Consider the following 25,007-nt stretch of genomic DNA (forward strand, 5'->3'; position numbering starts at 1 on the left):
TGCAAGCTTTTTCTAAAACAAATTTTATCCAACGCCCATCTATACAACCACCCAAAGCTTGAGTGCTGCCAGCATAGCCAGTCCCGGCACGCCAAGAACGCTTACAGTCCCAACGGTTACTGCATTTAACGGAAGCTCCAAGTTGGTGTAGCTGCTGAACAGATTTAGAATATACAGCATAAATGCGGCTAATGCAACCTGCAGACAAACCATACCCATCCATCGGAAAGCAAACGGGTTGCGAAGCAGCGTTACAATTAAAAGCAGCGCCGAACCGAGCAGTATTCCCCACAGTACATAGTTCATCCTTTATTCCCCCATCGCTCTGCTGACCGCCACTTCGCCTGCAACGAGCTTTATATCCTTGGCTTGTTTAATCAGCATCTCAAATCGCTTTTCCGCAGCTTCCAAAGCATAAACCGCATAGTCGATCTGCTCCTTCTCCACCACGTAATCGAAGCGCCGTTGTGCCGTTACCCAATCCATATGAGCCTGTCGGATCTCCTGAAGCAGGAGCAGGCGGTCCTGCCGAATTTCTTCGTTCCTTTTGCTTTCCTTCCTGTCCCAATTCTTCAGCCAGCTTCTCATAGCTCGTCTCCTCCTACGTATCCGAAAGTGTTTGTCCACACTTTTATACATATAAGAAGCACCTCTCACTTAGAACCAAAAAAAAGAAGCCTCCAGGGCTCCTTTTACTAATGTTATAGTTCGCGCCGGCCTTCCAGCGCCTTAGTCAGCGTAACTTCGTCCGCATATTCCAAATCGCCGCCTACCGGCAGTCCATGGGCAATCCGGGTAACTTTGAGGCCGAACGGACGTACCAGCCGGGATAAATACATCGCCGTTGCTTCGCCTTCGATATTCGGGTTGGTAGCCAAGATCAGCTCCTGCACTCGTTCATCACTAAGTCTCTTGAGCAGGTCGGCAATTCGAATCTCATCGGGTCCGATTCCTTCCATCGGTGAGATGGCCCCATGAAGTACATGGTAGTAGCCTTGAAACTCCCGGGTCCGCTCCATTGCAACCAAATCCTTAGGCTCCTGCACAACACAAATGATGGAGGCATCGCGGCTTTTATCCTGACAAATCCGGCAGGGATCCGTATCGGTAATATTGCAGCAAACCGAGCAGTAATGCAAATTTCTTTTGACATTTACCAGAGCCTTGGCAAAATCAATCACGTCTTCCTCCTTCATACGAAGCACATGAAACGCCAGGCGCCCGGCCGTTTTGGGTCCGACTCCGGGTAAGCGGGAGAACGCGTCGATTAGTTTAGATATGGGTTCAGGATAAAACAAGGACGTATCTCCTTACGTAAATAAAATCGTACAAAGAAAAAGAGGCGACTGTACAGCCGCCTTCTGCCTTAAACCTTAGAACAAACCAGGGATATTCATACCGCCTGTCAATTTGGACATTTCTTTACCGGCTGTTTCTTCTGCCTTGGTCATGGCATCGTTGATCGCAGTCAGTACAAGATCCTGAAGCATTTCGACATCGTCGGGATCTACGGCTTCCGGTTTAATTACTACACCGGTTACCTTCTTGTGTCCATTCACGGTAACCGCAACGACGCCTCCGCCCGCAGTCCCTTCAAATGTCTTTTGCCCAAGCTCTTCCTGCGCCTTGAGCATTTGCTCCTGCATTTTCTTAACCTGCTTCATCATTTGGTTCATATTGTTCATCGTGATTAGCACTCCTCTACCGAATCAGTCTTCTTTTATTTTCACCAAATCTTCGCCAAACAATTGGATGGCTTCACTAATCCATTCCTTCTTCGTATCGCTCACCTGCGTGTCCTCAGGCACAAGCTTAAGCTCTTCCTTTGGCGCCTCGGAGGACTGCTGGTCTGCAGCGGCTCTCCAGTCCCGGATCATTACCGTAACCAAGCGGTAAGGCTGCCCAAGCTGTTCCCCGATCACTTGTTCGATCAGCTGCTTGTTGGCCGGCTTCTCCGTGGTCTCTCGGTGCATGGCGCTCTTGAAGGCTACCAATATATTGCCTTCGTTTATTGATACGGGTTCTCCATCGACCAGCCAGGCATGAACCGTGATCTTCTGCTCCTTCACGCGGCTGAGCACTTGGCTCCATCCGGACAGAATCATTTTGAATGCTGGATCGTCCCGCCCCTTCAAATAGCCGTCCAGCTTTGCAATGGTATTCTTGGATACTGCAGGCGCCGGGGCTGAGCGAGCTGGCGACGAGGAAGCCGCGGGCACAGCATTCGCCGGTGCGACACCGTTCTTAAGCACCTGAGCCAGCTGGTCTTCTAGCCGCTGGATCCGGCCCATCAGCTGACTGACAAGACCGTCCTGGCTACCGGTTGAAGCTCCGGCAGTCGTTGCAGCAATAGGAGCTGCGCCAGCCTGGCTGCATAGCTTCATTAACGCTACCTCAAGCAGGGTTTGCGGCTGAACGGAGTACTTCATCTCCGTCTGGTAATAGTTCAGCGTGTCGATCATAGCAATGAGCGCATCGCTCGAGAAACGCTGGGCTACCGCTACGAATCGCTGCACGTCGGTAATCCGTTCCGTCACGGCCCCGGAATTCGGAACCATTTTGACAAGAAGCAGGTCCCGGAAATAATAAATCAGGCTTTCCATGCATTTGTCTGCACTCTTGCCCTCCTGCATAAAGGCCTCGATCAGCTGAAGGACAGCGCCGACATCTTTATTCGTAATGGCTTCTACCAGCCGCTCGAACTGGTCGGAGGCCATGCCGCCGGTAATGGACAGTACATCCTCATAAGTGACCCGTTTGCCCGAGAATGCAATAATCTGATCGAGGAGACTTAGAGCATCCCGCATCCCTCCGTCCGATAGACGGGCAATAAATGATGCCGCCTCATCCTCAATCTCGATATGCTCCGCCCGGCAGACCTGCTGAATTCGCTCGACCTGCTCTTCCAATGCGACGCGGCGGAAATCGAAGCGCTGACAACGCGAGATGATCGTGGCCGGCAGCTTGTGCGGCTCCGTCGTTGCAAGAATAAACATGACATGCGCAGGCGGTTCCTCCAGCGTCTTCAGAAGCGCATTGAACGCCTCCGTGGTCAACATGTGCACCTCGTCGATGATGTACACCTTCTGGCGCACCTCAGTAGGTGCATATTTCACCTTGTCCCGAATATCCCGAATCTCTTCGACGCCACGGTTCGAAGCCGCATCGATTTCAACGACATCCATGACGGAACCCTCGGTAATTCGAAGACAAGCATCACAGCGATTACAAGGTTCAATTCCCGGCCCGTTCTGACAGTTAACCGCTTTGGCTAAAATCTTCGCCGCACTGGTCTTCCCGGTTCCCCTCGGGCCATTGAACAAATAAGCATGACTATAGCGTCCTTCGCGAAGCGAATTTTGCAGAGTTTGGACAATATGTTTCTGGCCGACCATGTCTTGGAATGTCTGCGGCCGCCACGTACGGTAAAGCGCGATATGTGCCATCTTGCCCTCTCCAATGATTGTTTATCCCATATATTATACTACACTTGGGGGAAGGTTTGAAGATCAGGATCGAAGATGCGCCGACGCGCCCTTCAAGAGTAAGGAATGCTAACCGTGAAGGTCGTTCCGAAGCCCTTGGAGGATACCCGTATGTTCCCGCCCACGTCGTGTACAATGCGCTGACAGACCGAAAGGCCGAGGCCGGTTCCTTCCGCCTTAGTTGTAAAGAAAGGATCGAAAATCTTATCGATGACGAACAGAGGTATGCCCGGACCGGTATCACGAATGTCGATGTTGACCTTTCTTTCCTCCTTATCCACCCGTTCAATAATGGTAAGACGTCCTGCGTCACCCATGGCTTCGATACCATTTTTGCAAATATTAATAAACACCTGCTTCAGCAGCTCTTTGTCGGCAATGACATGAGGAAGTCCGTACAAAGCTTCATATTCCACCGTTATCCCGTGAAGAAGCGCTTCGTTGTTAATAATGGGGAGTATATCCTTCAGCACTTGAGACAAATCGATAGCCTCGAACGAAACATGCTTCGGCTTGCTTAACAAAAGAAATTCATTGACTAACTCATTGATTCGTTTAATCTCCGACAGCATCACATCGGTGTAACCGCTCTCACGATCCATCCCATTTTCCTCGAAGGTTTTCCGCAGCACCTGCAAAAAGCCTTTAATCGAAGTCAGCGGATTACGAATCTCATGGGCCGTGCCCGCTGCAATCTGGCCAATCATCGCCAGGCGGTCGCTCCGTTGTACCTGCTCCTCCAGGGAACGAAGATTCGTCACGTCCTTGAAAATGATGTAGGCTCCCACAATGCGGTCTTCATCATCTCTAAGCACATTCGAATCCAGCAGAAGCTCGTAGCGCTGCTGATTGTTCGTCCAAGACAAGGCGTGATTACGAATGATCATGCCGTCCAAAATTTGCCGCTGTATCAACTGGTGCTCAGGGGGAAGGGATATAAAGATTTGCTCCATCGGACGGTTCATGACCTTGCTTTTCTGCACTCCGAGCACTTTGCAGGCCATATCACTAATGTCGATCAATTCAAAGTCCGTATTCAAAAGGATCACGCCCAAGTTGACATCCTTAAGAAACGTACCGGCAAATCGCTGCAGCACAGTCAATTCCTGATGCAAGGGGTTCCCTCCTCCGGTTGGGTAAACTTTAGTATAGGAATTCTCCTAAAATTTTCATTTTCCTTCTATAGGTTAACAAAAGAAAACTTAAGGTTGAATTCGCAAAAAGCAAAAAACGTCGATGATGCAAAAGCTGCATCTCGACGTTACCGGATTCGTTATGTAAACCGTGCACCTACATGGATATTACGATCCAAGTGGAATTCTTATCGTCAGCTCAAGTTAGGCCACCCTCCGGCACATGGAACATCCTGCTTATGGCTGCTTCCTTCCGGACCTGACCAGATTCGCAGGCATCCATTGCGGAGGACCCGACTCTCAACACCAACTTTAAGACCCAAGCCTCACATCGTAATACCGCTGTTAGGCGATCAACCCCGCTGTAGCGGATTGCGGGTTACAGGGCACCGCTACCTCCCCGTCTAGCACGGCATAGATAGAGTATAGAACATTCGATTCGAAATAGCAACCTGGGGGATTTATTTAGCAGTTACGGTTGTAACCTCCAGATTGTATCGTGGCACATTCTCGATGATACGCTGGTAGACTTCCGCGCGAATCCGTTCGGCTTCAGCCCGGTCCGTCGTTAATACGGAAATACGCACACGGGCATCCAATCCGTCCGCCTGAATGGAAACGCCCGTAACGCCGGATACCTGCCTCGCGGTCCGATCAATCATGGCTAGATCATCCTGGTAATGGTGATACGTCGGGCTGAGCGGATGGTTCGGGTTCACATCGGTAATCCCTAAATAACCATCCTGAGGATACGATTGCATCCGGGAGCCGTTGTCCGATCGGGCTCCGCAGCCGACAAGTCCGGCGCTAAGGGCACACAAGCTGAGGATCAGTCCTATCTTCCTGGCGAACATAAAAACACCTCCTACGGGTCGCTAAGATATCAATCTTAGGATGACCCGAGAAGGTGCGATTATGCCGAGACGGCATTGACAACTATTAGATACCGTATTTCTTCTTGAACTTGTCCACACGGCCGCCGGCATCCAGGAATTTTTGCTTACCAGTGAAGAACGGATGGCAGTTGGAGCAAATTTCAACACGAAGGTTTTGCTTAACGGAGCCTGATTCGAACACGTTACCGCAAGCACAAGTAACTGTTGTCAGGTGATATTTCGGTTGAATCTCAGTTTTCATTTCTTTCACCTCTTTATGCCCTGAAACACCATGTGAATCAGAGTTATCGTTAGAACACACACGAACGGATTATATCACGGCCTGAGTTACCGTTGCAAGTGTTTCTTCATCAGATCATCCGGGATGTGCGTATAGGAGCCAAGCACCACATTCGGCAGCTCCTGACGGAAAATCTCGAGCATTTGCTTCATGCCATAGATTTCGCCTTGTGCAGGAGGGATAAGCTTCAAATAGCTTTCGGGATCGATGTTCAAATTACGGAGTTGAATCAGCTTCAGGTCTGTTCGGCGTGCAAACTCGATCATCGCCTCCATCTCTTCCTCACGGTCTGTTACTCCCGGGAAGATCAAGTAATTAATCGAAGTGAGCACTCCCTTGTCCGCCGCATAACGAAGCGATTTCTCCACATTCTTGAGCGTATAGCCGCGAGGCTTGTAATAGGCGTTATAGTGCTCGTCCAATGCACTGATCGTACTGACCCGCATCAAATTTAATCCGGCATCCACAATGCCGCGAATATGATCCGTCAGGCCGGCATTCGTGTTGATATTAATATATCCCGTATTCGTACGACGGCGGACTTCCCGGATCGCTTCGATGATAATGGGCGCTTGCGTCGAAGGCTCGCCTTCACAGCCCTGGCCGAAGCTGATGATGCTCTCGGGGGTGCGCAGATGCTCCATCATGACTTCAACGACCTCTTGTACCGTCGGACGGAAGTTCATCCGCGTCTGCGGCGCAGGAAATCCGCTGTCCTCCGGCTGCTCGGAAATACAACCGAAGCATCCGGCATTACAGGAGAACGATACCGGAACCGCTCCTTCCCAGCGTCCCAGGAATGTGTTCGAGGCAGTGAGACACTCATAGCCCAGGGCACAATTGGAAAGATGCTCGTACAACCGATTCTCGCTATATTTATTTCGGAGCTCGCCCACCTTCAGCTCAAGCTCATCGGGATCGCAGTTACGAGGGTTCCAGCGCTCCGGCTCATCACTTTGCTCCGCGGCTACGTAGAAGCCGCCATCCTTCCATACGACAGCCGTATAGCCAAAAAGGGGAAGCAGCTGCGTGGAATCGGACTTGGCATAGCCCGGCAGCATCAAGCGAGTAAAGCCCTGTGGCAGGAGCGCACCTACGGCGGTTACTTCACCGGGAACCACCTGCATTTTTCCGGTACGATTATGGATCCCTACAGGGCGGGTGTGCGGAAGGCTTACCAGCGTAGCACCCTCAGGTAGCGGAATCAGCTCTTCTTCCATAATATCTATGACCATTTCCCCGCTTCGTCCGAGACCGGAGTACTCGGGGTGATCGTATACATTGCCGTCTTTATCGGCATAAACCAAATTCATGATGTGACTCCTTCTGCCGCTTAGATTCAGCGAAGCGAAATTACGAAACGGAATGCTTCACGCGCCGCGAGGAACCGCCGCCTCCGGTTTGATTCCCGTTTCCGCCCGGAGTATCGAGGTTATCCAGAAACTCTTGGTTCGTTTTGGAATCCGCCAGCTTCTTGATGAAAGCTTCTACATATTCATGAGAGTCATTCATGCTCTTGCGGATCGCCCATACCTTATCAAGCTCTTCCTTCGTGAGCAGCATCTCCTCACGACGAGTACCGGAGCGGCGAATATCGATCGCAGGGAAAATCCGTCTTTCCGCCAGCTTGCGGTCCAGATGCAGCTCCAGATTACCGGTTCCCTTGAATTCTTCATAAATGACATCATCCATACGGGAACCTGTTTCAATTAGGGCCGTTGCAAGGATCGTTAAGCTGCCGCCCTCTTCAATATTCCTAGCCGCTCCGAAGAACCGCTTCGGACGATGGAACGCTCCAGGGTCAATACCGCCGGATAAGGTTCGGCCTGTCGGCGGAACAACCAAGTTGTACGCTCGCGCCAACCGGGTGATGCTGTCGAGAAGAATGATGACGTCCTTCTTATGCTCCACAAGACGCTGTGCCCGCTCAAGGACAAGCTCCGCAACCTTGATATGGTTCTCCGGCAGCTCGTCGAAGGTGGAAGCCACCACCTCGCCCTTGACGGAACGCTGCATATCCGTTACTTCCTCCGGCCGCTCATCAATCAGCAGCACAAACAGATGGGCATCGGGATAGTTCTCGGAAATGCTGTTAGCGATTTCTTTCAGCAGTAGCGTTTTACCCGCTTTGGGTGGAGCTACAATCAATCCGCGCTGTCCGAAGCCTACTGGGGCCAATAAGTCCATCAATCGGGTGGAATAACGGGTTGGAGTGGTTTCCAAGCCAAGCTTTTTCTGCGGGTATAGCGGAGTTAGTGCGGCAAAATGAAGTCGTTCTGCGGCCGTTTCCGGATCTTCGCCGTTGACGGCCTCCACATGAAGCAATCCGAAATATCGTTCGTTCTCCTTCGGAGGACGGCACTTCCCGGATACAATGTCTCCGGAACGAAGATCGAATCTGCGAATTTGCGAAGCGGAGATGTAGATGTCCTCGGAGCTTGGCAAATAGTTGATCGGACGAAGGAAGCCGAAGCCCTCCGGCAGAATATCCAGGACGCCCTGCATAAACATGAGGCCGCCTTGCTCTGCTTGCGCTCGTAAAATAGCAAAAATAAGTTCTTTTTTACGAAGCTGACCGTAATTCGCAATTTGATGCTTTTTGGCCAGCTTGTATAATTCCGTAAGTTTCAGTGCCTCTAGTTGAGCTAGATGCATATCCATTGTTTATAACCACCAAACTATTAAATTTTCATGGCATAGTAAGCCCTATTCATCGATTTCCGGCAAATATACTCTCTAGCATTGCCCAAACCGGTTACAATCTATACCAAACTCTATTCTTCTTCGCGCCAAACTTCCGCACCCAGATTTGATAGATTCATAACCAGATGGTCATATCCCCGGTCAATATATTCAACGCCGGTGATCTCGGTGATTCCATCCGTCACGGTCAAGCCTGCGATGACAAGCGCAGCACCGGCCCGCAAATCCGTAGCCTTTACCTTCGCAGCCGTCAGCGGCCCGCCTTCGATCACAGCGGATCGGCCTTCTACCTTAATGCGCGCACCCATTCTAGTTAATTCAGGGATATGCTTGAAACGATTGCTGTATACGAAGTCCGTCAAGACGCTGACACCCTTCGCTTGGGTCAGCAGACTGGTCATTGGGGATTGAAGATCGGTTGCGAAACCGGGATATACCAGAGCTTTTACATCCACCGGCTCATAGAGGGCTTGACCGACAACTCGGATCGATTCGTCCATTTCATAAATATGAACGCCCATTTCCTGCAGCTTGGCCGTCATCGCTTCCATATGCTTCGGGATTACATTGTCTACCACAACGTCTCCGCGAGTTGCCGCAGCGGCGATCATGTATGTGCCCGCTTGAATACGGTCAGGGATGATGGAGTGGCGGCAGCCATGCATACTGTCAACGCCTTCGATCCGAATCGTTTCAGTGCCGGCTCCTTTAATCTTGGCTCCCATGGAGTTAAGCAAGGTTGCTACATCTATAATTTCAGGCTCTTTTGCCGCATTTTCGATAATTGTGACGCCTTTGGCTCTTGAAGCCGCCAGCATAATATTAATCGTCGCACCTACACTGACGACATCCAAATAAATCTTGGCCCCGCGCAATTGCTTGGCCTTAATATGCAATGCTCCATGTTCATTGGTAACCTGCGCACCCAGCGCTTCAAAACCCTTCACATGCTGATCGATCGGACGCGGTTCAAAGTTGCAGCCGCCGGGAAGACCGATAACCGCTTCTCCAAAACGCCCAAGAAGCGCACCCATTAAATAATACGAAGCTCTAAGCTTCTTGACATTGCCGTTAGGCATCGGTTTCGAGGTTAACCGGCTCGGATCGATGACCATCTGATCTTCGTTCCAGGATACCGTAGCACCAAGCTCCTCCAAAATTTCCGTATAAATCACCACATCACTTAAGTGGGGCAAGTTGTCCAGTGTTACCGCCGTCTCTGCCATAATAGCGGCTGGAATCAGGGCTATAGCACTGTTCTTCGCACCGCTGATCGTCACCGTTCCCCGCAGAGGACGTCCGCCGGTCACCATCAATTTCTCCATTCGCTGTTCTTCCTCCCACATCGCTGCTTTAAAGCGTTAACAAACTGAAGCAATCATTCCGAATTGAAGCAAGAGAGGGAAATACACCTTTGCAGGTGTACCTCCCCATTCCTTTATAATTAAGCTTGGTTTGCGCTGCCGAACAATTGGATTTTGGACTTAACTACGTCTACCATGGCGTTGCGGGCTGGAGTGAGGTATTTACGAGGATCGTATACTTTCGCGTCTTTGTTCAGAACTTCGCGGATGGTTTGCGTACAAGCCACTTGGTTCTCTGTGTTCACGTTGATTTTGCCAACACCTGCAGCGATCGACTGACGAATCATTTCATCAGGAACGCCGGAGCCGCCGTGCAATACAACAGGAACAGGAATCGCGCTGGATACCTTCTCAATGATATCGAAACGGATGTTCGGTTCACCGGCATACATACCGTGAGCCGTTCCTACTGCGATAGCAAGGCAATCTACGCCGGTTTCTTCGTAGAAGCGGATCGCTTCCTCCGGCTTAGCCAGGTTCGCATCGGACTCGTCCACGCTGATGTCGTCTTCCACCCCGCCGATCGTTCCGAGTTCGCCTTCAACGGACACGCCCATGGCACGAGCTGCCTTAACAACTTCCTTCGTCAAGCGGATGTTCTCTTCGAAGGAGTAGTGAGAGCCATCGAACATAACGGAGCTGAAGCCGGCACGGATACACTTCATGGCAACCTCAAAGCTGCTGCCGTGGTCAAGGTGAAGTGCAATCGGCAAACCGGATTTCTTAGCAGCCGCTTCTGCGATAGCTACCGTGTACTCCATACCCATGTACTTCAGGGCGCCTTCGGAAACACCAAAGATGAATGGAGAGTTCAGCTCCATTGCAGCTTCCGTAATAGCTTGGGCAAACTCCAGGTTGTTCATGTTAAACTGACCTACGGCAAACTTATTAGCCTTCGCCTTCGGCAAAAACTCATTCATTGAAACAAGTGGCATGGTTTCGATTCCTCCTATGTATAGTTGACCTATCCGAGTGGAACGTACCGCTCTTTATGTCATACTGACCCATTATAGCATATATGTTTTCAAAGGTTAACAACACGCCAAAAAAAGCCGGTCCGACGGGCTTTATGGAGGAAGCACCGGCATGCTTGGCTTATCGAATGGACAGGAAAGAGCGGATTAACGATAAAAAGAAAAACCGGAGAACCGGCACTCTAAACAAGTGGCTGTTCCCCGGCACTATTGTCAGGAACCTACAGCGAAGGAATTGTTCTTCGGTGTTTTCAAATGATGATTCACGGCTTGTCTCAGCTCATCGATGTCGAAAGGCTTCGTAAAGTGCATGATGGCGCCAAGATCGGTTGCCTCCTTAATCATATCCAGTTCACCGTATGGCGTCATCATAATGACCTTGATCGAAGCGTCGATGCTCTTGATATGCTTAAGAATATCCAAGCCGTCCATTCCGGGAATCTTCATATCCAGCAGGACGAGATCCGGCGAGACATTACGGACGATCTCGAGCGCAAGCTTCCCGTTCGAAGCCTGATACGTTTCATACCCTTCACTGCTGAACACTTCCATCAGCAAAATGCGGATCCCGTTCTGGTCGTCAACGATAAGCAGCTTCTTCTTCATTGCGGTACCCTCCCAAGTCTGTGAATTCCGACAGTAATGAACGCATTGGATGTTAGGTGCACATCACAGTGATCGTTGTTTATGGTTAAAACAAACTATTCGCTACTCGAAGCCCAAATCCTTCTTGCCGCAACAAGAAAAATGAAACTTTTTACAATTTAAGCAGTTACCGGATGAGGCAACAGCGCCGCATACCCTGGAGAGTATGCGGCGCAAAGCCCGGATTAACGGGACAGCTGGAATGCTGCTTGTACGAAATGCTTGAAAAGCGGCTGAGGACGATTCGGTCTGGAAATGAACTCCGGATGGAATTGTACCGCGAGGAACCAAGGATGGTTCGGGCACTCGATAATTTCCACCAATCGGCCGTCCGGGCTTGTACCTGAAATCACGAGGCCTGCGTTCTCGATCATCTCGCGGTATACATTGTTAAATTCATAGCGATGACGGTGTCTTTCATAAACCAGCTCGTCATTATAACATTGCATCGCCAAGGAGCCTTCCTTGAGCTTGCAAGGATACAATCCGAGACGCATCGTACCGCCCAGGTCCTCTACGTCCTTCTGCTCCGGCAGGAGGTCGATGACCGGGTAAGGCGTCGTAGGATTAATCTCGGAGCTGTTCGCTCCGTCAAGCTTCACTACGGAACGCGCGTATTCGACTACGGCTACCTGCATGCCAAGGCAAATGCCGAAGAACGGAATGTTGTTCTCCCGCGCATATCGGATCGCGCTAACCTTACCTTCGATCCCCCGGTCGCCGAAACCGCCAGGCACCAGAATTCCTTGAACGCCGGCTAGCAACTCAGCCACGTTATGATCGTATACTTCCTCCGCATTCACCCAGCGGATCTTCACTTCCGTATTGCAATCGATCCCTGCATGGCCAAGCGCTTCCACGATACTCAGGTAGGCGTCGTGCAGGGCGACGTATTTGCCCACAATCGCGATCTCGGTCGTATGCTGCAAGGATTTAACGCGGTCGACCATCGCTTCCCACTCCGTCATATCCGGCGCCGGCTTCGGCGAGTTCAGCTTCAGGTGGTTTACCACGATGTCATCCAGCCCCTGCTCGCGAAGCATCATGGGCACCTCGTACAGCGTCTCGGCATCGCGGCACTCTACCACAGCATTAGGATCAATATCGCAGAACAGCGCCAGCTTGCGCTTCATATCTTCCGAAAGCGGATGCTCCGTACGGCATACGACCACGTTCGGCTGGATCCCGATGCTGCGAAGCTCCTTGACACTATGCTGTGTCGGCTTCGTTTTGACTTCGCCCGCTGCCTTCAAATACGGAATTAATGTTACATGAATATACATGACGTTATCCCGGCCGATATCGCTCTTGATTTGACGAATGGCCTCCAGGAACGGCAGGCTCTCGATATCGCCGACCGTACCGCCGATTTCCGTGATGACCACGTCCGAGTGAGCTTCCCTGCCTGCCCGGAATACGCGCTCTTTGATCTCGTTGGTGATATGAGGAATGACCTGAACCGTTCCGCCCAAATATTCACCGCGGCGCTCCTTGGCTATGACCGAAGAGTATACTTTACCTGTCGTCACATTGCTGTTCTTGGACAGGTTGATGTCAATAAACCGCTCGTAATGGCCCAAATCCAAGTCCGTTTCGGCTCCGTCGTCCGTTACGAAAACCTCACCATGCTGATAAGGACTCATGGTTCCGGGATCCACGTTAATGTACGGGTCAAACTTCTGGATCGTTACCTTCAGACCGCGGTTCTTCAGCAACCTCCCCAGCGATGCCGCCGTAATCCCCTTCCCAAGCGAGGATACAACGCCCCCCGTCACGAAAATATACTTCGTCATTATGCTATACCTCCCGAATTTGATGAACAGAGCGCGTCCGAATCCGAATTCCAACCATCCTTAGTAAACAAGTTTGCCGTCCAAAAACGGCTCGTTTACCGAAGTCATACGATGCAGAGCCTAGGTCAATACCTGCCGCTTCATTATGACTTGAAAAAGAAAAAAGTCCCCCGTTGGCAAACGGGGCACTTTCATAGTCCGAATCGTCTATCTAAAGCCCAAAAAATAGTTTACTCTTATCCACCTGTGCCTGTCAAGACAACCGGCCATGGTTTTCTCGAAACGGCCTTACTTGTCGTCCTCTTCCTCATCTTCGAATTCATCATCCGCGGCTTCATCCTCGAAATCTTCCTCCGCTTCGCCCTCTTCACCCTCCAGGCCGACGTCCTCGATCTCTTCCTCCGCTTCCTCATCCTCGAAGAATTCCGTCTCTTCCTCGGCTTCCTCTACCTCATCGAAGTCATCACGCACCTTATCGAAGGAGTCGTAATCCTCCTCCTCCACGTAAGTGTCTTCTTCTTCGGCGAACAGATCCTCGTCGTCGAGATCGTCGTCCTCGTCGTTGATAATGCGCGGACGCTTGCCGGTGCCTACCGCATCCTCGGACTTCTCCACCGGATACCAGCGCTTCAGACCCCAAAGATTCGTGCCTACGCAAGCGAAACGACCGTCAATATTGATTTCCGTATATAGTTGAGCAATCACCTGCATCACTTCATCATCAGACAAACCCTTGATTCTGGCGATCTCCGCCATCAAATCCCTGTAATAAAACGGCGTATTCGCCGACTTCAGCAGCTCAAAAGCAAGGTCCACCATCGGCATTTCTTTGGCCTGCTCGCTGCCTATCTTCAGTTGGTACTGTGAACTCATTCCCAGGGCACATCCCTTCAGACATTGATAACGACATCATCTAAAATATCCACTATCTTCAATAAGTAAACCTTATTTTAGGTAAAAATGCAAGGCGTCCCCGCCGCTTCCGCAGAAAGAAGCGAAGGAACGGCCGGCAGCGTCGACGCCCTCAGGCTAACCTAAGCGCGCTTTGCATTCGTCCGTTCCTTCGCTCCGACTGTATCCCCCAGGCGAGTCTTACGGGACAAAGGATGCCCTCCCCCAACCTGATAGGAAGAGAACAGTATGATGTCCTCCTCTTGTATCGTATGTAGGCTGCGGAATCTTGACACGGCTACGCACCCAATTATTTTAGAAAGGGCCATGTGCTCAGGCGTAGGAGAGGCTTTCCACATAGGATACAAAAAGTGATTCTACAGGAGTGGAGGGATGCTGGTGTTACCTTCAACATTCTTATCCTGGCTCCTCGGTGCCATGGAGGGAGCCTCGGAGCATGCCGATAAACGGCACATCATCCGCTTTGACAGCGTGCAAGAGTTTCGGGCCTGCTCCCGCCTGCTCAGGCAGCGCCGCAAGTCCCTTCCGCAGCTGCGCCGCGTGCAGCCGCTCCCCTTGATCCAGGGGATGGCCTGCACGCTTCGCATCCCGGCCAAACCGGCCGCTTTTCCGTTTATCCGCTCGATTGAAGCCAACATCCGAATGAAGGTTCATCGTTTAAGCAAGAAAACGGCCTCACTGCAGCAGGGGGTGCCCACCCTCGGGGAGGAGCAGACTGTCATCCCTTGGGGAATCAAGCATATTCGGGCACCGGAGGTATGGAGCAAATCGCAAGGGGAGCGGATCCATATCGGCGTAGTGGACACGGGAGCCGATTATTCGCATCCCAACCTTAGACATTGTCTGGCAGGAGGCTTCAATGTATTGAACCGGCAGCTGCTGCCTATCGACGACAACGGACACGGCACGCATATCGCCGGAACGATTGCCGGGTATACGAGAGGCGGCGGGATTATCGGCGTAGCGCCGCAGGCGTATATACATCCGGTCAAAGCCTTCGACCACCAAGGCAGCGCCTACGTGTCAGACATCATCAGCGGCATTGAGTGGTGCGTAAGAAACGGTATGGACATCATCAACATGAGCTTCGGCATGAAAACGTACAGTAAGGCGCTGGAGGCCGCCGTAAAGTACGCTTACCAGGCCGGTGTGATCATCGTCGCCTCTTCGGGCAACGACGGGAGAAAAACCGAGGTCGATTATCCCGCGCGGCTGAGCCAGGTGATTGCCGTAGGGGCTACCAACCGCAAAGGGCAAGTGGCCAGCTTCAGCAACATCGGTAGGCAGATTGACATCTACGCGCCGGGAGAAAAAATTTATTCCACCTGGTTAAGGGGGAGGTATCATGTACTCAGCGGCACCTCGATGGCCACGTCTCATGTGACAGGCGTCATCGCGCTGCTGCTTGCCAAGCAGCCGGGCATGCGGCCGCGCCAGATCAAAGCGCTGCTGAAGCGCCATGGACGCATGATTCTTAAGCCGGGCAAGGTGGGCAGCGCCAGGGAGATTCACGCGGTGCGCGTGGTCTCCGCCGCGGCAGCCGGAGACTAGAGAGCAGAGACGGAGAGGCGCAGCCGGTACCGGCCTGCGCTCTCGCCGGCGACGGTAAGGTCGTAGCTCCACCGGACTTCGCCCAGCCCGGCAGCTCCTTGCAGACCGATGGTCAATTCGCCGGTCGCCGTCTCCAGCTCCAGCTTGCCCTGGGGCGTATCGTAATAGCCAAGGCGCTTCCCTCCTGGCACGAAGATCTGCTCGGAACGCACATCGCCCTGGCGAAGGATGCGGACCTGCTCACGGTCGATGCGCATCGTAGTAGCCGTTCTCCCCAGCTGAGCCGATTCCGGCTCGTTATAACGCAGGTACCAGCAGCCCTCCTTGGGATAAAGGTCCGCCTGCACCCGCTGCACGATGGGCTCCCCGCCCTCCGGGGTGCTTTCAATAGTAAGCTGCACGGGAATTTTATCTGAATGGGACATAAGGCTTCACGACGCTCCTTGTTCAAGATCGTGCTTATATTGTATATAGTTTTGCAGCAAGAAGCCAACTGCAGAGCCCCATAACTAAAAATCACCTTCCCTTGGCGGACGATGACAATCATCCGCAGGGTAAGGTGATTTTTACATAGAGATACGCTACTTCAGCTGCACGATGGCAACGCCGTTCGGAGCCAGCTCCAGTTGTCCGCCGACCTGCCTGCCGGACAGGAGGTCATGCCCCTCCGCGCCGTCAAGCGGTATCGTAACCGGAGCCGGATTGTGATTAAGCGCGAATACAAAGCGACGATCCTCCATACTGCGCACGGACAGCTCGACACCCTCGGGCGCCTGAAGCGGCGCTGCGACACCCAGGTCACCGAGTATGCGGCTCAGCAGGCCGTAGACCAAAGCTTCGTCCGCATGCGTGCCGACATAATAAGCTTTCCCTGAGCCGAAGGAATTCTTGGTGACCGCCGGAGAGCCGGCATAGAAGTCGGAGGTGAAGGCTGCCAGCGCCTCGGCGCCCTCCAGGCGGATCAGGTCGGCCCACAGCCTGCAGCCGTATTCCCCGTCGGCTTCCTTCAGCCCCTTCACGGCCACTCGGTTCGTCTGGTCGGGCAGCATCGGATCGAACTCCTCCACCGTCAGACCCAGCATCTCGCGGAACGGCGCCGGATAACCGCCTAGATGTATACGATCGTTCTCATCTACAATGCCGCTGAAGAACGTCATGACAACGGTGCCGCCGGCTTGTACATATTGCTTCAAATTGTCCGCTTCACCCGGCTTTACCATGTAGAGCGCCGGTGCGACGACAAGCTTATACTTGCTGAGATCCGCATCCGGCTGCACGAAATCTACGCCTACGTTAAGCTTGAACAGCTGCTTGTAATAGTGCATCACCTGCTCGACGTAACGGACGTCCCGGCTCGGCTTCGAATCCAGCTCCAGCGCCCACCAGTTGTGCCAATCGAAGACGATTGCCACCTTCGCCTCCACCCTCGTGTTCACGACGGCATCCAGCAGCTTCAGCTCATTGCCGAGCTGCTCGACCTCCCGGTAGACTCGGCTGTTCTCATCCCCCGTATGCGTCACCATCGCTCCGTGGAACTTCTCCGCCCCGGCCTTCGATTGCCTCCACTGGAAGAACATGACCCCGTCGCCGCCGCGCGCGACCGTCTGGTAGCTCCACAGCCTCATTACCCCCGGACGCTTGAGCGGATTATGATCTCTCCAGTTCACCTGGCTGGTAACCTGCTCCATAAGGATGAACGGTTCCCCGCCCTTCAAGCTGCGCATGAGATCGTGCGCCATGGCCGCCCCGTAAGGGATGCCGCCCGTCGGCTCCGGATAGCTGTCCCAAGTGACTACGTCCATGTGCTTCGCCCACTCGAATTCATCCAGCGGCTTGAATACGCCCATGAGGTTGGTCATGATCGGCAGGTCCGGCGTGATTTCCCTCAGGATACGATGCTCGCCCAAATAAGCGTCCAGCAGGCTGTCCGACATAAAGCGAGCATAGTCCAGCTGCTGCCCCGGGTTAGCATAGGTAGGCGTTTTGCCCGGCAGCCCGATTTCTGTCCAATCATAATACTTCTGACTCCAGAAGTCGGTTCCCCATCGGGCGTTAAGCTCATCCAATGTACCGTAGCGCTTCTTGAGCCATATCTGGAACTCCGAGGTGCACACCTCGCAGTAGCAGCGCGAAATGTGGCAGCCGTACTCGTTATTGATATGCCACATGGCAAGGGCCGGATGATCCTTGTACCGCTCGGCCAGCTTCCTTACAAGACGTTGGCCGTAGAGGCGGAAGGCCTTGCTGTTCGGGCAGTAGTGCTGGCGGGAGCCCTGCATATAGCGGGCTCCGTCCTGATCCACTGGAAGCGATTCCGGATGCAGCTTGGCCAGCCATGCCGGAGGAGATGCGGTGGCCGTTGCCAGATCCGCCTTAATGCCGTTCTCATGAAGGAGGTCCATCAGCCTGTCCATCCAGCCGAAATCGTAGGCATCCGGGCCCGGCTGCAGCAGCGACCAGCTGAAAATGCCGATACTGACGATGTTGACGCCCGCTTTTTTCATTAAACGCATATCTTCGAGCCATATCTCTTCAGGCCATTGCTCCGGATTATAGTCACCGCCGTAGAACATGTGAGGCAGTCTTGCATTTTTGCTGATGCTCATCGATGTCGAATCCACCTTTCATCTATACAAATGGGTTGATATGAGTATCATAATTGCCCGGGGGCTCCCTTTCAATCGAACAATATTCTTGTTAATATGAGAAAATGAAGATGCAGGGAGGTTCGCCATGGACAGCAACATCTTTCGGGTGATAACGGATCTCGAGCTCAAGCTCCCGCTGTACGTCACCAGCGCCGGAGGCTGGAGCAACCAGGAGGCGATGGATCGGCCGGACGGCTTTCCCGACTATCAATGGATTCAAACCTGGAGCGGCACGGGACAGCTGGAGCTGAAAGACAAGACGTATACCGTCGGACCGGGACAAGGCATGCTGCTGTATGCCAAGGAGGCTCACCGCTACCATCCGGTACGCGAGCCGTGGACGGTGCGATGGGTATCCTTCAACGGAGCGCAGGCTGCGAGCATGCTCGCTTCCTTCCGCTTCGAAGCGTCACAGGTGCTGTACTTGACCAATCCCGGCTCCTTATGGAACAAGCTGCACGATATTCAAACGGTGCTTCGCGCACAGGATCCGCTGGGAAGCATCGAATGCTCTTCCCTGACGTATCAATTATTGCTGGATCTGTTTCTTTACGCCTCGACTTCCGAGGTGCGGTCGAAGCAGCAGCATTTTGAACAGCTCGGACCTGTCTTTACTTATATTGCCGAGAACTATGACAAGACCGTCACCCTAGAGGAGATGGCACAGCAGCTAGGTGTGACGCCCCAGCACACGTGTCTGCTGTTTCAGCAAACGCTGGGGATGCGCCCCTTTGCATATTTGACCCGGTACCGCCTGCGCAAGGCAAAAGAGCTTCTGCTCCAGGAGCAGCTGGAGGTACGGGAAATCGCGAAACGCGTCGGCTATGAAGATACCAGCTATTTTATTAAGCTGTTTAAGCGACAGGAGGGCGTGACTCCGATCCGGTTTCGGAAAATTCACGGCCTATCCTAACGAGGAAGGCAGGTTCATGTATGAGGATAGAGGAGACCGGGCACCAGCCCCCGGTTAAATTGACACGCCGTTCCTTTCTGAAAAAGGCGGCCCTGGCTGCCGGCGGCGTCATGCTTATACCGCCGGGAGGCCTTGCTTATGCCCGGTATGCGGAGCCCCGCTGGCTGGATACGGAGAAGCTGTCGCTCAGCTTCGCGCGCTGGCCCGAGGCGCTGAACGGCTTGCGTGTCGTACAGTTCAGCGATTTGCATTTCGGCTATCATTTCGGGGTTGAGGCGCTGCGCCGGCTGGTCGACCGAATCAACGGGCTGGAGCCGGATCTCGTGTGCTTCACAGGGGATTTGGTCGATTACGGCGTAGGTCCGGAGGGACCGGCGGCCTCGCACCTATTGCGCGGACTGAAGTCCCGTCTCGGCGTATATGCCGTGCTCGGCAACCATGATTATTACGGAGGCCTGACGGAGGATGTAGTGAAGGTACTGGCTGAAGGAGGAGTTACGCTGCTCCGCAATCAGTCGGCCAGGCTGGAGCTGAACGGCGCAGCGTTTCGGGTGGCCGGCGTAGAGGATCAGTGGGAGGGCAAGCCGGACCTGGACAAGGCGCTGAACGGCGTCAAGCCGGAGGAGTTCGTGCTGCTGTTGTCGCATTGCCCCGATTATGCGGATCTGGCCGTTCAGCACAATGTGGACCTCCAGCTATCCGGCCACAGCCACGGCGGACAGGTTCGCCTCCCCTTCGTCGGCTCGGTTGTGACCCCGGCTTACAGCAAAAAGTATATTCAAGGGCACTACTCGCTGGAGGCCGGAAAGCTGCAGGTCTACGTCAACCGGGGGATCGGCGTATCGGTGTACCCTATTCGGTTCCTATGCCGACCGGAGCTGACCCTGTTTACGATGAGGAGGGGCTGAGCTTATGGCGGAGCGCGGCGATCGCCATGATCACAGCAGCTCCCAGCGTCTCCAGCTCCATGTCATGATGGGCATCCCACGGATCGCCTTGGGAACCGAGGAACAGCATACCGAGCTCCGGGGCAGCCAGCAGGACGACCCACATCTCGATCAGCTCATAGAAGGCTCCCGTGGCCAGAATCGCCATGACCGCAATGCCGTACGACCAGCGAGGGCTCGGCTTTATCCAGGCGCAGACGAGCTCCCACACCGGGTAGGCAAAAAGCAGGCCGTAGGCCAAGTGAACGAGCCGGTCGTAGGGATTGCGCTCCAGCCCCCACCACTCTTGAAGCCAGCTGCCCAAGGGCGTAGCGTTATAGCTGTAGTGAGATCCCCACGTATGCAGGGTAAGAAAGAGCGCAATCGAAAGGTAGGAAGCCCCCGATAACAGCAGCTTACGATAGCTTGCCGCGAGGGCGGCTACCACAGCGAATACCAGCAAATTTTCCAGAAGCCAGTCTGTCCGGTTGAGCGGCCGGATGGCCATCCACCCCCAAAATATCGCGTAGCCCAACCACACCCCTTGAAGCAGCCGACGGGTACGAACGGATATAGTACTCCTCATGGCAATTCCCCCTTTTGGTATAGATTGTAATACGATCCATTACGCCGGAGGAGTACTAACTTCGCGTAGTACCTGGCAGTACGACGAAAAAGCCTGCCCTTCCGCCTTCAACAGGCGGGAGGACAGGCTCTCAAGCAAAGGCTTATTTCACTAAGCCGAGCAATATCTCGCGAATGAGCTTCGCGGCGACAATCTGGGTTTGCTCCGTCGGGTCATACGCAGGAGCTACCTCCACCACGTCGGCACCGACGAAGTTAATATCGGAAGCGGCAAGCGCATGGATGGCTGCGAGCAGCTCCTTCGAGGTGATGCCGCCCGCTTCCGCCGTACCGGTACCCGGAGCGCAGCTCGGATCAAGCACGTCGATGTCGATCGTTAAGTATACCGGCCGGCCAGCCAGCTCCGGCAGCACCTTCTTCAGCGGCTCCAGCACTTCGAATGGATAGAAGTTCACATTCTCTCGTCCGAATTGGAACTCTTCACGGGAGCCGGAACGGATACCGAATTGGTAAATGTTCTTGCCGCCCATCAGCGCGGCTGCCTTCCGCAGCGGCGTGGAGTGCGACAGAGGCTCTCCTTCATAGCTCTCGCGCAGGTCGGCGTGAGCGTCGAAGTGAATGATCGCCAGATCCGGGTACTTCGCATACACCTCCTGGAACACAGGCCACGAGCACAGATGCTCGCCGCCGAGACCGATCGGGAACTTGCCGTCGGCCAGCAAGCCGCGTACATATTCGCCGATGATTTCGAGGCTGCGTCCGGCGTTGCCGAACGGCAGCAGCAGGTCGCCCGCGTCGAAATACGTGATGTCTTCCAGGCTCTTATCCAGATAAGGACTGTATTCCTCCAGTCCGATGGACACCTCGCGGATGCGGGGAGGGCCGAAACGCGAGCCCGGACGGAAGCTGACCGTGAAGTCCATCGGCATGCCGTAGATGACCGCCTTGGAGGCCGCATAGTCCTCGGAGCTCAGGATAAAGACGTTGCCGGAATATTTTTGATCGATACGCATCGGTTCATAGGCTCCTTACTTCGTTAAATCCTCGACAAACTTCGGCAGCGCGAACGCAGCCTTGTGCAGGCGAGGTGAATAGTATTTGGTGTCGATATCCGGAATCTTCGTCTCGTCGACAGCAAGTGGATCATACTTCTTGCTGCCCATAGTGAAGGTCCACAGACCGCTTGGGTAGGTCGGGATGTTCGCACAGTACACACGCACAATCGGGAAAATTTCCTTCACGTCGCGGTTCACGCTTTGAATCAAATCCGCCTTGAACCAAGGGTTGTCGGTTTGGGCTACGAAGATGCCGTCTTCCTTCAAAGCGTCGGCAATCGCTTTATAGAACCCTTGTGTAAACAGGTTGACCGCAGGTCCTACCGGCTCGGTTGAATCCACCATGATAACGTCATATGTATTCTTGAAGTCATGAATGTGCATATAACCGTCGTTCACGATCACTTCCACACGCGGGTTGTCGAGCTCGCCTGCGATTTCAGGCAAATACTTCTTGGAGTATTCGATGACCTTGCCGTCGATTTCGACGAGAACGGCCTTCTCCACTTCCGGGTGCTTCAGCACTTCGCGAATAACACCGCCGTCGCCGCCGCCCACAACGAGGACGTGCTTCGGATTCGGATGCGTGTACAGCGCAGGGTGTGCCACCATCTCATGATATACGAATTCATCCTTAACGGAGGTCATAACCATGCCGTCAAGAACCAGCATGCGACCCCATTCTACTGTATCGATCATCGCCAGGTCTTGGAAATCCGTCTTTTCCGTAACCAAGGTTTCGCGAATTTTCATGGTGATGCCATAGTTTTCGGTTTGCTTCTCTGTGTACCACAATTCCATGTTTACACTCACCCTTTCTTCTATTCGATCAACGTCGACAAAATCTCATTATAGCTCTCAGCCGCTTGGCTTTTCCCGTTTCATTTTACCCACGTCTTTCGCGTCAAATTGTATTATAGAGTATCCTATCTAAAATGCAACTCTCTGCCGGAAAACAGCCGTACATTTACAATAAAAAAATTTGCAAATCTTTCATATTCGCATGAATAGGGCTTGTTATGTTTTTCCATACTGGTTACTATGCACTGATTCTCTTTCTTCTCTTATCTGAAAGGACGGATGCACATGACCGAGGCCAAAGACCAAACCCATCGCAGAAGAGGACGCTTCCGGCGTACTCTGTCCTTTATGTTCACCAGCCTGATTCTCGGTACGGCGGTCATGATCGTCGGACTGCTGTATATGCGCTCTCAGGCGCTTCCCGTCAGCAAAATGGCCGCCGCCTCCGCGCTTTACGATATCAACGGTCAGCTGATCGAGGCTTACGGCAGCAACCAAAGCCGGGAGATCATCCCGCTGTCGGACATTTCCCCGCAGCTGGTGGAGGCTACGCTGGCCATCGAGGACCGGAAGTTTTACGAGCATTACGGCTTCGATCTGAAGGGGATCGCCCGCGCAGCTGTTGTCAATATTCAGCATATGGCCAAGGTGCAGGGGGCCGGCACCATCACCCAGCAGCTGGCCAGAAATCTGTACTTGAACCACGAGCGGACCTGGAGCCGCAAAATCAAGGAAACGTATTACGCCGTTCAAATGGAGCTGCAGATGTCCAAGGATCAAATCCTGGAGCAATATTTAAACCAAATTTATTACGGACATTCCACATACGGCATTCAGGCGGCCGCGCAGCTGTTCTTCGGAAAGGACGCCAAGGATCTCTCCCTTGCCGAAAGTGCAATGCTTGCCGGTGTGCCGAAGGGGCCGAGGTATTTCTCCCCTTACTACGATGCAAAGAATGCCAAGGAACGCCAAGAAACGGTGCTGCAGACCATGGTCGAGGTCGGCTATATCACGCAGCGGGAGGCCGATCAGGCAGCCCGAGAGAAGCTTGATATTAAGCCCCTGGATCAGAAAAAGCAGGGCACGACGGCTCCTTACTTCAGCGATTATATCCGCAGCGTAGCGATTGACGAGCTCGGCATCCCGGAAGAACAGTTCGAGGAGGGCGGCCTCCGCATCCATACCTCCCTTGACCTTCACGCGCAGAAGGTTGCGGAGGAGGTCGTCACCACACAGCTGGCCAAATACCCTCAGCTGCAGACGGCCCTCGTAGCTATCGACCCGCGGAACGGGTACATTAAAGCGATGGTCGGCGGACGCAGCTACAAGGAAAATCAGTTTAACCGCGCCGTTGCCGGAAGCAGGCAGCCCGGTTCCTCCTTCAAGCCTATCGTCTACTTGACGGCATTGAAGGAAAAGCAGTTTACGCCGCTGAAGCGCTATAAGAGCGAGCCGACCACATTCACCTACGATAACGGCAGACAAACGTATACGCCGAATAACTTCGGCAACACCTACTTCGACTGGATCGATATGCGGACGGCCATTGCGAAGTCAGACAATATTTTCGCCGTGCACACGGTGCTGGAGACCGGTCCCGAGCGCGTGATCGAAATGGCGAAGCGGATGGGCATTCACAGCCCGATGAAGCCGGTGCCGTCCCTGGCTCTTGGCACCTTTCCCGTCAGCCCGCTGGAGATGGCTTCCGCTTACAGTATATTCGCCAACCAAGGGGTTCGGGTCAACCCAATCGCCATCGTGCGAATTGAGGACAGCCGCGGCAGAGTGCTCTACGAGGCGGAGCCGCAGAAGGAAACCATCATTGAGCCCGCCTATACTTACGTTCTGACCCATATGATGGAGAGCGTATTCGAATCCGGCGGGACAGGAAGCCGCGTAGCCAGCATCATGAAGCGGCCCGTAGCTGGCAAAACCGGCTCCACCGACGCCGATGCGTGGCTGGTCGGCTTCACACCGGAGCTGTCCACAGCCGTATGGGTCGGATATGACAAGGACCGTAACATCAATGCCGTGGAATCACATTTGGCCGCGCCGATTTTCGCCGAGTTTACGGAGCGGACGCTGGAGGCGGTTCCTCCGAAGCTATTCGAAATTCCGGAGGGCGTCGTCAATGTCTACGTTGACCCTGCGTCGGGCAAGCTGGCCAACGACGGATGTCCGAACCCGCGGCTGGAGGCCTTCGTTGCCGGTACGGAGCCAACCGAATACTGCACCGAGCAGCCGCCGAAGCCGAGGACCGAAACTGACAAGCCGAAGCCGAGCGGAAGCTGGTGGAACGATCTGAAGCGCTGGTGGAGCGAATAGATTGATGTAAAAGCTGAG

The 25,007-nt window shown here is 53.5% G+C and carries 24 protein-coding genes and 1 other RNA gene; 4 read left to right on the plus strand and 21 right to left on the minus strand.

The genetic code is table 11. The annotated features are described in order from the left end of the window. Positions 1-39: 39 nt before the first annotated feature. The 16 genes from RAC89_RS10985 to rpoE all read right to left on the minus strand — a co-directional run bounded on the left by RAC89_RS10985 (position 40) and on the right by rpoE (position 14,146). Positions 40-306, minus strand: coding sequence for a pro-sigmaK processing inhibitor BofA family protein (locus RAC89_RS10985; protein ID WP_306613463.1), 267 nt, complete (start codon positions 304-306; stop codon positions 40-42). 3 nt (positions 307-309) lie between these two features. Further along, complete coding sequence (locus RAC89_RS10990; RefSeq protein WP_306613465.1) at positions 310-588, minus strand: DUF2508 family protein; 279 nt, start codon at positions 586-588, stop codon at positions 310-312. A gap of 113 nt (positions 589-701) precedes the next feature. Continuing rightward, positions 702-1,298 carry a recombination mediator RecR gene (gene recR / locus RAC89_RS10995; protein WP_284642826.1) on the minus strand — a complete coding sequence of 199 codons (597 nt, stop codon included), beginning with the start codon at positions 1,296-1,298 and terminating at the stop codon, positions 702-704. 75 nt (positions 1,299-1,373) lie between these two features. Further along, positions 1,374-1,685, minus strand: coding sequence for a YbaB/EbfC family nucleoid-associated protein (locus tag RAC89_RS11000; RefSeq protein ID WP_284642827.1), 312 nt, complete (start codon positions 1,683-1,685; stop codon positions 1,374-1,376). Positions 1,686-1,709: 24 nt separating this feature from the next. Continuing rightward, entirely contained in the window at positions 1,710-3,446 is a 1,737-nt protein-coding gene (gene dnaX, locus RAC89_RS11005; RefSeq protein ID WP_306613466.1) for a DNA polymerase III subunit gamma/tau, read from the minus strand. A gap of 92 nt (positions 3,447-3,538) precedes the next feature. Then, positions 3,539-4,600 (minus strand): ATP-binding protein, encoded by a 1,062-nt coding sequence (locus RAC89_RS11010; RefSeq protein ID WP_306613467.1) that lies wholly within the window; start codon positions 4,598-4,600, stop codon positions 3,539-3,541. 167 nt (positions 4,601-4,767) lie between these two features. Then, positions 4,768-5,031, minus strand: an RNA gene (gene ffs, locus RAC89_RS11015) — signal recognition particle sRNA large type. A gap of 48 nt (positions 5,032-5,079) precedes the next feature. Continuing rightward, positions 5,080-5,472: a hypothetical protein gene (locus RAC89_RS11020; protein WP_306613468.1), complete on the minus strand. Its 393-nt coding sequence runs from the start codon at positions 5,470-5,472 to the stop codon at positions 5,080-5,082. A gap of 85 nt (positions 5,473-5,557) precedes the next feature. Then, a complete protein-coding gene (gene rpmE / locus RAC89_RS11025; RefSeq protein WP_284642831.1) occupies positions 5,558-5,755 on the minus strand; it encodes a 50S ribosomal protein L31 in 198 nt (65 codons plus the stop codon). Between the two features lie 86 nt (positions 5,756-5,841). Next, on the minus strand, positions 5,842-7,107 hold the full coding sequence (locus RAC89_RS11030; RefSeq protein ID WP_306613471.1) for a radical SAM family protein: 1,266 nt from the start codon (positions 7,105-7,107) through the stop codon (positions 5,842-5,844). Positions 7,108-7,147: 40 nt separating this feature from the next. After that, positions 7,148-8,455, minus strand: coding sequence for a transcription termination factor Rho (rho, locus tag RAC89_RS11035; RefSeq protein ID WP_306613473.1), 1,308 nt, complete (start codon positions 8,453-8,455; stop codon positions 7,148-7,150). A gap of 113 nt (positions 8,456-8,568) precedes the next feature. Continuing rightward, positions 8,569-9,822, minus strand: a complete 1,254-nt coding sequence (locus RAC89_RS11040) for a UDP-N-acetylglucosamine 1-carboxyvinyltransferase (protein ID WP_284642834.1) — start codon at positions 9,820-9,822, stop codon at positions 8,569-8,571. Between the two features lie 119 nt (positions 9,823-9,941). Continuing rightward, positions 9,942-10,796: a class II fructose-1,6-bisphosphate aldolase gene (gene fba, locus RAC89_RS11045; RefSeq protein WP_284642835.1), complete on the minus strand. Its 855-nt coding sequence runs from the start codon at positions 10,794-10,796 to the stop codon at positions 9,942-9,944. Positions 10,797-11,048: 252 nt separating this feature from the next. After that, the gene (locus RAC89_RS11050; RefSeq protein WP_306613475.1) at positions 11,049-11,441 is read right to left on the minus strand and encodes a response regulator; all 393 of its coding nucleotides are present in this window, start codon (positions 11,439-11,441) and stop codon (positions 11,049-11,051) included. Between the two features lie 224 nt (positions 11,442-11,665). Further along, a complete protein-coding gene (locus RAC89_RS11055) occupies positions 11,666-13,273 on the minus strand; it encodes a CTP synthase (RefSeq protein ID WP_306613477.1) in 1,608 nt (535 codons plus the stop codon). Positions 13,274-13,561: 288 nt separating this feature from the next. Next, positions 13,562-14,146 (minus strand): DNA-directed RNA polymerase subunit delta, encoded by a 585-nt coding sequence (gene rpoE / locus RAC89_RS11060; protein ID WP_306613479.1) that lies wholly within the window; start codon positions 14,144-14,146, stop codon positions 13,562-13,564. A 411-nt stretch (positions 14,147-14,557) separates the two neighbouring features. Here rpoE and RAC89_RS11065 point away from each other — a divergent pair, with 411 nt between their 5' ends. Beyond that, complete coding sequence (locus RAC89_RS11065) at positions 14,558-15,736, plus strand: S8 family peptidase (protein WP_306613481.1); 1,179 nt, start codon at positions 14,558-14,560, stop codon at positions 15,734-15,736. On the opposite strand, the gene RAC89_RS11070 is transcribed toward RAC89_RS11065, so the two are convergent. Together RAC89_RS11070 and RAC89_RS11075 are read right to left on the minus strand one after the other, a co-directional pair. Further along, on the minus strand, positions 15,733-16,161 hold the full coding sequence (locus tag RAC89_RS11070; protein WP_306613483.1) for a YwiB family protein: 429 nt from the start codon (positions 16,159-16,161) through the stop codon (positions 15,733-15,735). The genes RAC89_RS11065 and RAC89_RS11070 overlap by 4 nt on opposite strands. Before the next feature lie 156 nt (positions 16,162-16,317). After that, positions 16,318-18,342, minus strand: a complete 2,025-nt coding sequence (locus tag RAC89_RS11075; RefSeq protein WP_306613485.1) for a beta-galactosidase — start codon at positions 18,340-18,342, stop codon at positions 16,318-16,320. 127 nt (positions 18,343-18,469) lie between these two features. Here RAC89_RS11075 and RAC89_RS11080 point away from each other — a divergent pair, with 127 nt between their 5' ends. Both RAC89_RS11080 and RAC89_RS11085 read left to right on the plus strand, forming a co-directional pair. After that, on the plus strand, positions 18,470-19,297 hold the full coding sequence (locus RAC89_RS11080; RefSeq protein WP_306613487.1) for an AraC family transcriptional regulator: 828 nt from the start codon (positions 18,470-18,472) through the stop codon (positions 19,295-19,297). 20 nt (positions 19,298-19,317) lie between these two features. Next, positions 19,318-20,205, plus strand: a complete 888-nt coding sequence (locus tag RAC89_RS11085) for a metallophosphoesterase (RefSeq protein ID WP_306613488.1) — start codon at positions 19,318-19,320, stop codon at positions 20,203-20,205. Here RAC89_RS11085 and RAC89_RS11090 read toward each other — a convergent pair. From RAC89_RS11090 to speE, 3 genes are all read right to left on the minus strand, one after another. Beyond that, positions 20,186-20,809 (minus strand): DUF2238 domain-containing protein, encoded by a 624-nt coding sequence (locus RAC89_RS11090; protein WP_306613489.1) that lies wholly within the window; start codon positions 20,807-20,809, stop codon positions 20,186-20,188. The two genes, RAC89_RS11085 and RAC89_RS11090, sit on opposite strands and share 20 nt — an antisense overlap. A gap of 142 nt (positions 20,810-20,951) precedes the next feature. Beyond that, positions 20,952-21,821, minus strand: a complete 870-nt coding sequence (speB, locus tag RAC89_RS11095) for an agmatinase (RefSeq protein ID WP_284642845.1) — start codon at positions 21,819-21,821, stop codon at positions 20,952-20,954. 15 nt (positions 21,822-21,836) lie between these two features. Continuing rightward, positions 21,837-22,664, minus strand: coding sequence for a polyamine aminopropyltransferase (gene speE / locus RAC89_RS11100; protein ID WP_284642846.1), 828 nt, complete (start codon positions 22,662-22,664; stop codon positions 21,837-21,839). Between the two features lie 279 nt (positions 22,665-22,943). On the opposite strand from speE, the gene RAC89_RS11105 reads away from it, so the two are divergent. Then, positions 22,944-24,989 (plus strand): transglycosylase domain-containing protein, encoded by a 2,046-nt coding sequence (locus RAC89_RS11105; protein ID WP_373429901.1) that lies wholly within the window; start codon positions 22,944-22,946, stop codon positions 24,987-24,989. Positions 24,990-25,007: the final 18 nt, after the last annotated feature.

It is taken from the genome of Paenibacillus sp. GD4, from assembly GCF_030846225.1.
GTDB classification, from domain to species: Bacteria; Bacillota; Bacilli; order Paenibacillales; family NBRC-103111; genus Paenibacillus_G; species Paenibacillus_G silviterrae.

Excerpts from the sequence above, each read along its gene's own strand:
- RAC89_RS11105 (WP_373429901.1), top strand. The coding sequence starts at position 22,944 with ATGCACATGACCGAGGCCAAAGACCAAACCCATCGCAGAAGAGGACGC.
- rho (WP_306613473.1), bottom strand. The coding sequence starts at position 8,455 with ATGGATATGCATCTAGCTCAACTAGAGGCACTGAAACTTACGGAATTA.
- RAC89_RS10990 (WP_306613465.1), bottom strand. The coding sequence starts at position 588 with ATGAGAAGCTGGCTGAAGAATTGGGACAGGAAGGAAAGCAAAAGGAAC.
- RAC89_RS11000 (WP_284642827.1), bottom strand. The coding sequence starts at position 1,685 with ATGAACAATATGAACCAAATGATGAAGCAGGTTAAGAAAATGCAGGAG.
- dnaX (WP_306613466.1), bottom strand. The coding sequence starts at position 3,446 with ATGGCACATATCGCGCTTTACCGTACGTGGCGGCCGCAGACATTCCAA.
- RAC89_RS11090 (WP_306613489.1), bottom strand. The coding sequence starts at position 20,809 with ATGAGGAGTACTATATCCGTTCGTACCCGTCGGCTGCTTCAAGGGGTG.
- RAC89_RS11075 (WP_306613485.1), bottom strand. The coding sequence starts at position 18,342 with ATGAGCATCAGCAAAAATGCAAGACTGCCTCACATGTTCTACGGCGGT.
- fba (WP_284642835.1), bottom strand. The coding sequence starts at position 10,796 with ATGCCACTTGTTTCAATGAATGAGTTTTTGCCGAAGGCGAAGGCTAAT.
- RAC89_RS11020 (WP_306613468.1), bottom strand. The coding sequence starts at position 5,472 with ATGTTCGCCAGGAAGATAGGACTGATCCTCAGCTTGTGTGCCCTTAGC.
- rpoE (WP_306613479.1), bottom strand. The coding sequence starts at position 14,146 with ATGAGTTCACAGTACCAACTGAAGATAGGCAGCGAGCAGGCCAAAGAA.
- RAC89_RS11085 (WP_306613488.1), top strand. The coding sequence starts at position 19,318 with ATGAGGATAGAGGAGACCGGGCACCAGCCCCCGGTTAAATTGACACGC.
- RAC89_RS11080 (WP_306613487.1), top strand. The coding sequence starts at position 18,470 with ATGGACAGCAACATCTTTCGGGTGATAACGGATCTCGAGCTCAAGCTC.
- RAC89_RS11040 (WP_284642834.1), bottom strand. The coding sequence starts at position 9,822 with ATGGAGAAATTGATGGTGACCGGCGGACGTCCTCTGCGGGGAACGGTG.
- RAC89_RS10985 (WP_306613463.1), bottom strand. The coding sequence starts at position 306 with ATGAACTATGTACTGTGGGGAATACTGCTCGGTTCGGCGCTGCTTTTA.
- speE (WP_284642846.1), bottom strand. The coding sequence starts at position 22,664 with ATGGAATTGTGGTACACAGAGAAGCAAACCGAAAACTATGGCATCACC.
- RAC89_RS11070 (WP_306613483.1), bottom strand. The coding sequence starts at position 16,161 with ATGTCCCATTCAGATAAAATTCCCGTGCAGCTTACTATTGAAAGCACC.
- RAC89_RS11055 (WP_306613477.1), bottom strand. The coding sequence starts at position 13,273 with ATGACGAAGTATATTTTCGTGACGGGGGGCGTTGTATCCTCGCTTGGG.
- rpmE (WP_284642831.1), bottom strand. The coding sequence starts at position 5,755 with ATGAAAACTGAGATTCAACCGAAATATCACCTGACAACAGTTACTTGT.
- speB (WP_284642845.1), bottom strand. The coding sequence starts at position 21,821 with ATGCGTATCGATCAAAAATATTCCGGCAACGTCTTTATCCTGAGCTCC.
- RAC89_RS11030 (WP_306613471.1), bottom strand. The coding sequence starts at position 7,107 with ATGAATTTGGTTTATGCCGATAAAGACGGCAATGTATACGATCACCCC.
- RAC89_RS11065 (WP_306613481.1), top strand. The coding sequence starts at position 14,558 with ATGCTGGTGTTACCTTCAACATTCTTATCCTGGCTCCTCGGTGCCATG.
- RAC89_RS11050 (WP_306613475.1), bottom strand. The coding sequence starts at position 11,441 with ATGAAGAAGAAGCTGCTTATCGTTGACGACCAGAACGGGATCCGCATT.